The 7,545-nt window shown below is 43.7% G+C and carries 6 protein-coding genes; 2 read left to right on the top strand and 4 right to left on the bottom strand.

All coding sequences use genetic code 11. The annotated features are described in order from the left end of the window. A partial coding sequence (locus tag RAC86_RS32230; protein WP_377886462.1) for an MBL fold metallo-hydrolase occupies nucleotides 1-540 on the bottom strand: 540 nt, incomplete at its 3' end. A gap of 189 nt (nucleotides 541-729) precedes the next feature. Beyond that, nucleotides 730-1,347 carry a TetR/AcrR family transcriptional regulator gene (locus tag RAC86_RS32225; protein WP_029317807.1) on the bottom strand — a complete coding sequence of 206 codons (618 nt, stop codon included), beginning with the start codon at nucleotides 1,345-1,347 and terminating at the stop codon, nucleotides 730-732. A 119-nt stretch (nucleotides 1,348-1,466) separates the two neighbouring features. Between RAC86_RS32225 and RAC86_RS32220 the strand changes: the two genes are divergently transcribed. Together RAC86_RS32220 and RAC86_RS32215 are read left to right on the top strand one after the other, a co-directional pair. After that, nucleotides 1,467-2,024 (top strand): hypothetical protein, encoded by a 558-nt coding sequence (locus RAC86_RS32220; protein ID WP_003245720.1) that lies wholly within the window; start codon nucleotides 1,467-1,469, stop codon nucleotides 2,022-2,024. A gap of 154 nt (nucleotides 2,025-2,178) precedes the next feature. Beyond that, nucleotides 2,179-2,634: a regulatory YrvL family protein gene (locus RAC86_RS32215; protein ID WP_377886464.1), complete on the top strand. Its 456-nt coding sequence runs from the start codon at nucleotides 2,179-2,181 to the stop codon at nucleotides 2,632-2,634. Between the two features lie 398 nt (nucleotides 2,635-3,032). On the opposite strand, the gene mutL is transcribed toward RAC86_RS32215, so the two are convergent. Beyond that, nucleotides 3,033-4,916, bottom strand: coding sequence for a DNA mismatch repair endonuclease MutL (gene mutL, locus RAC86_RS32210; RefSeq protein WP_377886461.1), 1,884 nt, complete (start codon nucleotides 4,914-4,916; stop codon nucleotides 3,033-3,035). Nucleotides 4,917-4,931: 15 nt separating this feature from the next. Then, nucleotides 4,932-7,508: a DNA mismatch repair protein MutS gene (gene mutS, locus RAC86_RS32205; RefSeq protein ID WP_029726481.1), complete on the bottom strand. Its 2,577-nt coding sequence runs from the start codon at nucleotides 7,506-7,508 to the stop codon at nucleotides 4,932-4,934. Nucleotides 7,509-7,545: the final 37 nt, after the last annotated feature.

Below are 7,545 nucleotides of genomic sequence, written 5' to 3'. Positions count from 1 at the left end.
ACCAGGATACACCCGTACATGGGGTGAAACCTCCGACTTTATTCTTTGAATACTATCAAACATCTCTTCCGCAGAGCTGCCATCATCCTCACATATGCCGCACCCTTCTGTAAACACCGTATCTCCGGTAAAAATACTCTCAGAAAACAAATAACACATTCCGCCGGCTGTATGCCCCGGTGTGAGAAGGCATTGTGATCTTGTGTTTCCTATGCTGATTGTCTGATGATCATCTAGGCTAATTAAATTTCTGCATCGGAATTGATAATAATCAATTTCTTTTTTTGACATATAAACTTGAGCGTTAAACATCTTCGTCAGCGGGTCTACCAGATTTACATGATCATAATGAGAGTGTGTCAATGCGACTGCCTTTAATTCCGCTTCGAGTTCAGAAAGTGTAGTGGTTATTTTACTCAATTCCCATGAGGGATCAACAACAATTGCAGATCTGCTTACAATATCTTCAATGATATAGCAATAATTCGTCCAGCCCTGATACCTTGTTTTAATTGGATGCACCTTGTAAGTAAGATTCATTTATACCATCCCTATCATGTAAAGTTCTTAAACGATGGACCAGTGTTCACTCCTCAGTCCGTCTTTCATTCCACTTTACCAAACAGCATGATCGTTTTCCATTTTTTTCAGAGATCCTTGTTCTTTGAATATAAAAAAGCGACTCTTTTGGACGCATGCCCAACAAGAATCGCTTTTCGCACTAGTGCCTTAAGGATGACGTTTTTGTGTCTCACGTGTATCTTCCACGCAAATTGACTCTACATGCTGCATAATGACCCGCTTGATTCGGTCTTTATTCACTCGCACAGGGTCAAGCATGGCATGTAAAGCCAAGCCGTCAACAAGCGCGTAAAGTCTCTCAGCTTCAATGTCTTTATCAGCATTCGGCTTCAGTAAATCGGATTCATCTAAATAGGCAATCAGATTCCGCATGCCGCTGAAAATCCCGTCATGATTCGCATCAAACATATCCTTTTTATGTCTGGCGTAAGCAGTAAAAGCAAACCAAACCTCCATCTCTCTAATCGTTTCTTCATTCGTCGGGACCATTTCAAGCAAAATTTGCAACACTTTTTCCTTAGGGAGCAAATCCCTCACTGCAATGTCCTTAATTCGGTCCGTCACCTTTTCTTGGACAAGTTTCATTGCAAAAGCAAGCAATTCATCCTGTGTAGAGAAATAATGGCGCAGCGCACCTAATGACAATCCTGCTTCCTTTGCAATATTTCTGGCTGATGCTCCCTCCATCCCTCGTTCTAAAATGACGCGCCACGTTGCTTCTGCAATTTGTTTTCTTCTTTTCTCATGGTCAATTTGTTTTGGCATAGCTTTATTGTAACAAGAAAAAAATGAGAGGGCAATTTTTATAATACAGTTGTGTTACAAAAACAAAGATGGTAACATATTATTTAAATAATACAACTGTATTGAAAAGAGGGAATGGATTGAACGGTATCGCATGGATGATTGTTTTCTGTGAAATTGCGTTTTGGGTTGTCATTGTTTTGGGGCTTGCTGTACGCTACGTATTCAAACGACATACATTAGGACTGCTATTCCTTGCCTTAACTCCAGTTATCGATTTGATCTTGTTAGCGGCAACTGGTGTGGACCTTTACCGCGGAGCCTCAGCGACCGCAGCCCATGGGATTGCAGCTGTTTACATCGGTATATCGATCGCTTATGGGAAACAAATGATTCAATGGGCAGATGAAAAGTTTCAATATTATGTGACAAAAAAAGGAACAAAACCGCTGAAACGTTTTGGAATGGACCATGCCAAGCACGGTGCGAAAGGCTGGCTAAGACATGTGCTGGCCTACTTAATTGGTGCGGGACTATTGGCAGGGATGATCTATTTTATCAATGACTCTTCCCGAACCGAGGCGTTGAGCGGCATTCTTAAACTGTGGACTGTCATTATAGGAATTGACTTTCTCATTACAGCCAGCTATTTTATTTGGCCAAAAAAAGAGAAAGCTTCGGCGAATCTCAGGAGTTAACATGATGAAAAAGGCCCTTCCCCAGTGGAAAGGGCCTTTTTTGGTTTTGTTAAAATATGCTATACTATTTTCGTCAGAAAACAGACTTATAGATATTTTGGGCTGATTCAAGGGTGCTGTTTGTATGAGTAAGCAGGTGAAGGGAGTGTCATACTTGAACCATAAAGAACAGAACGAGCACTCTAAAGATTTTAACCTGAGATCAAAATTAATCGGAATTGTATCTATCATTTTTATCGCGGCCATTGCGCTTGCAGTCATCTTCGGCGGCTTTTTCTTCGGGATGAAAGGCTTATTCTCCATACTTGGCATCACATACGCTTCCAATCAAACATTAGCTTTATTTATTTTAGCCTGCTTTGCTGTAGGTTTAATCATAGACCCACTCACAAAGATTATCTCTATCATTTTGGCAAAATCACTTTCATTGAAAAAGACTGCACTTTTTGCTTTTATACTGTATTTTATCAGCAATCTTATAACGATCTGTTTTGCAGATTACTTTATGCAGTCTATTTATATTCCAGATATCTTGCTTGTTGTGATATCAGCAGTGATGGCTTTCACTGAACTTGCTTTTGATGACCAGCCTAATAAAGAAGCAGCTTAAAATGCCGATGGCAGATATGGAGAATTCATAACACCTTATATTTGGACATCACCAGTTATATAAACGAAAAAACTCCCTGTTCACACGAACAGGGAGCAAAACACAATGTTGTAATTTAAATTCTGCATTCTAAAATGATTCTCACATTTGGATCATCAAGTTCATCCAAAAAGATAATGATCTTCGGACCACATGCCATGTGCTTCCACCCCCTCATCCAAAATATACATTAATCCCAATTGCCTGTAAATGGAAATTTTGTTATACAGAGGAACCATGAAGTATAATGCGTTAACACTGCTCACACGTTTACAACCGTTTCTTATAATCTGACACTCGAAGGAGTACAAAAAAAGCATTGATCCATTCAGAGAATGGATCAATGCTTACCACCCCCGCTACATCACGCGTTTGAACATCTTTTCCATCTCATAAGTGGAATGGTGTATGATGATCGGGCGGCCGTGCGGGCATGTAAATGGGTCTGATGTGCTTCGGAGGTCGTCCAGAAGCGCTTTGATTTCGTCGTTTCTGAGGTGGCGATTTGCTTTGATGGAGCCTTTGCAGCTCATCATAATCGCCGCTTCCTCGCGGAGTTTTTTAATATCTATATTTTTGGAGTCGAGCACCTGCTGAATGATTTCTTCTATGAGCTCTGCTTCTTCTCCCTTTGGAAACCAGGCCGGGTGGCAGCGGACGATGTAACTGTTAGAGCCGAATGACTCTAAAAAGACACCGACGCTTTCGAGCTCTTGTTTGTGCTGTTCAATAATCAAAGCCTCATTTGTGGAGTAGTGGAACGTCAGCGGTACAATCATCTCCTGGACCTCAGGCTCAACCTCCCCCACCTTTTCACGGAAGTACTCATATTTAATACGTTCTTGGGCGGCGTGCTGGTCGATAATATATAGGCCGTTTTCGTTTTGTGCCAATATATAAGTCCCGTGCATCTGGCCGATCGGGTACATAATTGGAACCCGCTCAGATGCTGGCTGCTGCTGTTCCTCATGGCATTCCTGCTCAAATGTTTCAGGCTCTTCTGCTGAAACATCGGACACCTCAAGGGTTTGTTCCTGATCAACGATAGGAGGAGCATCAAATTGGAGAGGAGGCAATTCTTCCTCCGCATCAACCGGCTCTTTCACGACTGAGCTGAGCTTCATTGGTGAATGAGATGGCGCAGGCGCTTTTTCCGGTACTTTTCTTTCCGGAGGCTTTTCATCAAAGGTTATGAACTGCTGCTCATTTTTGATAACAGGTGCCGATTTTTTCGGGAGCTGGGCACTCGGAATCAGCTGCTGCTGTTTAAACACATCTTTAATTCCGTCACGTATTAAGTCATGAAGCTCTGTTTCCTTGCTGAGCCGGACCTCAAGCTTCGATGGATGCACGTTGACATCGACTAAAATCGGGTCCATCGTAATTTCTATAAAGGTAATTGGATGGCGTCCGATCGGCAGAAGCGTATGGTAGCCTTCATGAACCGCTTTGACGAGCGGGAAATTTTTAATGTAACGGCCATTGACCACAGACGACATATAGTTCCTCGACGCCCGTGTAATCTCTGGGAGGGCGATATATCCCTTTACTTCAAAATCCAAGGAGCTCACATGCAGCGGAAGCATTTTTTTGGCGACAGCCGTGCCGTAAATCGCTGCCAGTACATGGCGCACATCTCCGTTTCCGTTCGTTTGAAGCAGGTTTTTCCCATGATGGCGCAGGCGGATCGATACCTCTGGATGCGCCAGAGCAATACGGTTAACCACATCCGTAATGTTTCCAAGCTCTGTATGAACGGTTTTCATATATTTCAAACGGGCCGGTGTGTTAAAAAACAGGTTGGAAACGACAATTTCAGTTCCCTTCCTGCTTGAGGAACGCAATTCGGAAATGATGTTTCCTCCTTGGAGGACGAGCTTCGTCCCAGCTCCTTCACCAGTGCTTGTTTTAATCTCCAGATGAGAGACTGACGCGATACTCGGCAGGGCTTCTCCCCTGAAACCGAGCGTTCTCACCCTGAATAAATCATTTTCATCTTTTATTTTACTCGTTGCGTGGCGGCGGAAAGCTCGCTTGCAATCTTCATTCTCCATTCCTTCGCCGTTATCCAAGACCCGAATGGATGCAAGGCCTGCTTCCTCAATATCGATTTCAATGACTGTGCTGTCAGCGTCGATCGCATTTTCCACCAATTCTTTGACGACTGAGGCGGGCCGTTCCACAACCTCGCCCGCCGCTATTTTATTTGAAAGCTCATCTGACAGCTGGATGACTTTTGCCACATTCATCACCCCGTTTTAATGTAATTTCTTTTGCAGCTTGTACATTTCATTCATCGCTTCAAGCGGTGTCATATCAAGTATATTAAGTGATTTGAAAGCATCGATCACTTGCTTTTCTTTTTTTGAAAGCTTTGGTGTTTCAGCCGGCTTTTCCGCTTCGTCAAAAAAGGACAGCTGTGCCGGCTCTTCTTTCACCTGAGGTTTCTGCACCGGCACTTCCGGTTTGTTTCCTGAATGCTCAAGCTCTTTTAAAATATCTTGGGCGCGGGCAATCAGATCTCCCGGCAGTTCGGCAAGCTGAGCTACATGGATACCATAGCTTTTATCAGCGGCACCTTCTTTGATTTGATGAAGAAAGACAACCGTTCCGTTATATTCTTCAGCGCGAACATGAACGTTTTTCAGCTGGGGCAGCTTGTCCTCAAGAACGGTCAGCTCGTGATAGTGTGTGCTGAACAGCGTCTTGGCGCCGATATGATCGTGAACATATTCAATAATCGCCTGTGCCAGCGCCATGCCGTCATAAGTGGACGTTCCCCGCCCGATTTCATCAAACAGAATGAGGCTGTTTTTCGTCGCGTTGACAATCGCATTTTTCGCTTCAAGCATTTCTACCATAAATGTACTTTGTCCGGAAATCAAATCATCTGCAGCGCCGATTCGTGTGAAAATTTGATCAAAAATCGGAAGCACCGCTTTTTTCGCGGGTACAAAGCAGCCGATTTGCGCCATAATGGAAATGAGCGCGATTTGTCTCATATACGTGCTTTTCCCTGACATGTTTGGACCTGTAATGAGAAGCATTTGTCTGTTATCGCCCATCATACAGTTGTTCGGGACATATTCCTGGCTGTCCATGACTTTTTCAACAACCGGGTGTCTGCCTTCAATTACTTCGACTTCATCTTTAGAGAACTCCGGTTTCGTGTAGTGGCGATTTTCACTGATTGTCGCAAAGCATTGCAGTGCGTCCAGCTCGCTCATCTGTTTTGCAAGCAACTGTAGCCGCGGAATATACTGCTTCACTTTCTCGCGCAGCTCGGTAAACAGCTCGTACTCCAGCTCACAGATGTTATTTTCCGCCTCTAAAATGAGCGCTTCTTTTTCTTTTAATTCAGGTGTAATGTAGCGCTCTGCATTGGTTAACGTCTGTTTCCGCTCATAACGCCCTTCCTCAAGCAAATGCAAATTTGCTTTTGTCACTTCAATGTAATAACCGAAAACTTTATTAAAGCCAACCTTTAAAGAACGAATGCCTGTGTATTCCCGCTCCTGCTGTTCCAGGCGGGCAATCCAGTCTTTTCCGTTTCTGCTTGCATCACGATATTCATCAAGCTTTTGATTATAACCATCTTTAATCAGATTCCCTTCTTTTACCGATAAAGGAGGGTTTTCGTACAGCGCTTCTTCCAGCAGTTCAAGTACATCCCCGCAAGGGTCAATGCGCTCTGCACGTTCCTTGGCCTTGTCATGAGCCAGTGAAGCAACCAGCTGTTTGATGCCAGGAACTTGCTTTAACGATTCCTTCAGCTGAATCAAATCCCGGGCATTGACATTTCCGAATGCAACGCGGCCGGCAAGGCGTTCTAAGTCATATACTTCTTTTAAACGTTCACGCAGATCTTCCCGTTCAAAGAAATGGGACATTAATGTTTCCACCATTTCTTGGCGCTCTTCGATTTGATTGACTCTGATAAGCGGCCGGTCAATCCACTGTTTAAGCAGCCGGCCTCCCATTGCCGTTTTTGTTTCATCCAGCAGCCACAAAAGGGAGCCTTTTTTATTTTTCGAACGAATCGTTTCGGTCAGCTCCAGATTACGCTTTGAGTACAAGTCAATTTTCATCGCTTCCTCAAGCTCATACACCTGCACGGGCTGAAGATGATCAAGGCTGCGCTTTTGGGTTCTTTTCAAATACGTATATAAGCGCAGAAATGTTTTTGTTATATCTTCATTATTTAAGTGCTCAATGATCGTTACGTGTTCGTCTGTTTCTCCGTCTTCAATTGAAATTGTTGCACCGCACCGCTCTCTCAGCTGTGCCACTGTATCGGCATCCAAGCTTCCTGAAACCACGATTTCCCGTGCGCCGACTGAATAAATTTCTGATATGACGTCTTCAAGCCGTTCAATCAAAACAGCCAAATTTTCTCCCGTTGTTAAATCAGACAGCGCAAGTCCGTATCCGTTCGAGCAGGCTGAAACAGATGCGATAAAGTTATTTTCCGATTCATGGATGCCTTTGCCGTCCATTACAGTTCCGGGCGTAATCAGCTGAACCACTTCTCTTTTCACAACGCCCTTTGCGGCTTTCGGATCTTCCGTCTGTTCACAGATCGCCACTTTGTATCCTTTTTTAATAAGCTGTTCGATATACGCGGAAGCAGAATGATACGGCACACCGCACATCGGTATTTTTTCAGCCGCACCGCCATCTCTGCTCGTTAACGTAATTTCCAGCTCTTGTGACGCTTTTTTGGCGTCCTCAAAAAACATTTCGTAAAAATCACCCAGGCGAAAAAATAAAAAGGCATCCTGGTGCTCTGCCTTTATTTTTAAATATTGCTGTATCATAGGCGTATAACCGGCCATTGTTTAATCCCTCACTATGTATCAACGTTTCTATTTT

Source organism: Bacillus sp. LR_5 (genome assembly GCF_042709275.1).
This window is presented reverse-complemented; position numbering and strand designations above follow the sequence as displayed.

Coding starts and splice junctions, on each gene's coding strand:
- RAC86_RS32225 (WP_029317807.1), bottom strand. CDS start 1,347: ATGCCAAAACAAATTGACCATGAGAAAAGAAGAAAACAAATTGCAGAA.
- mutS (WP_029726481.1), bottom strand. CDS start 7,508: ATGGCCGGTTATACGCCTATGATACAGCAATATTTAAAAATAAAGGCA.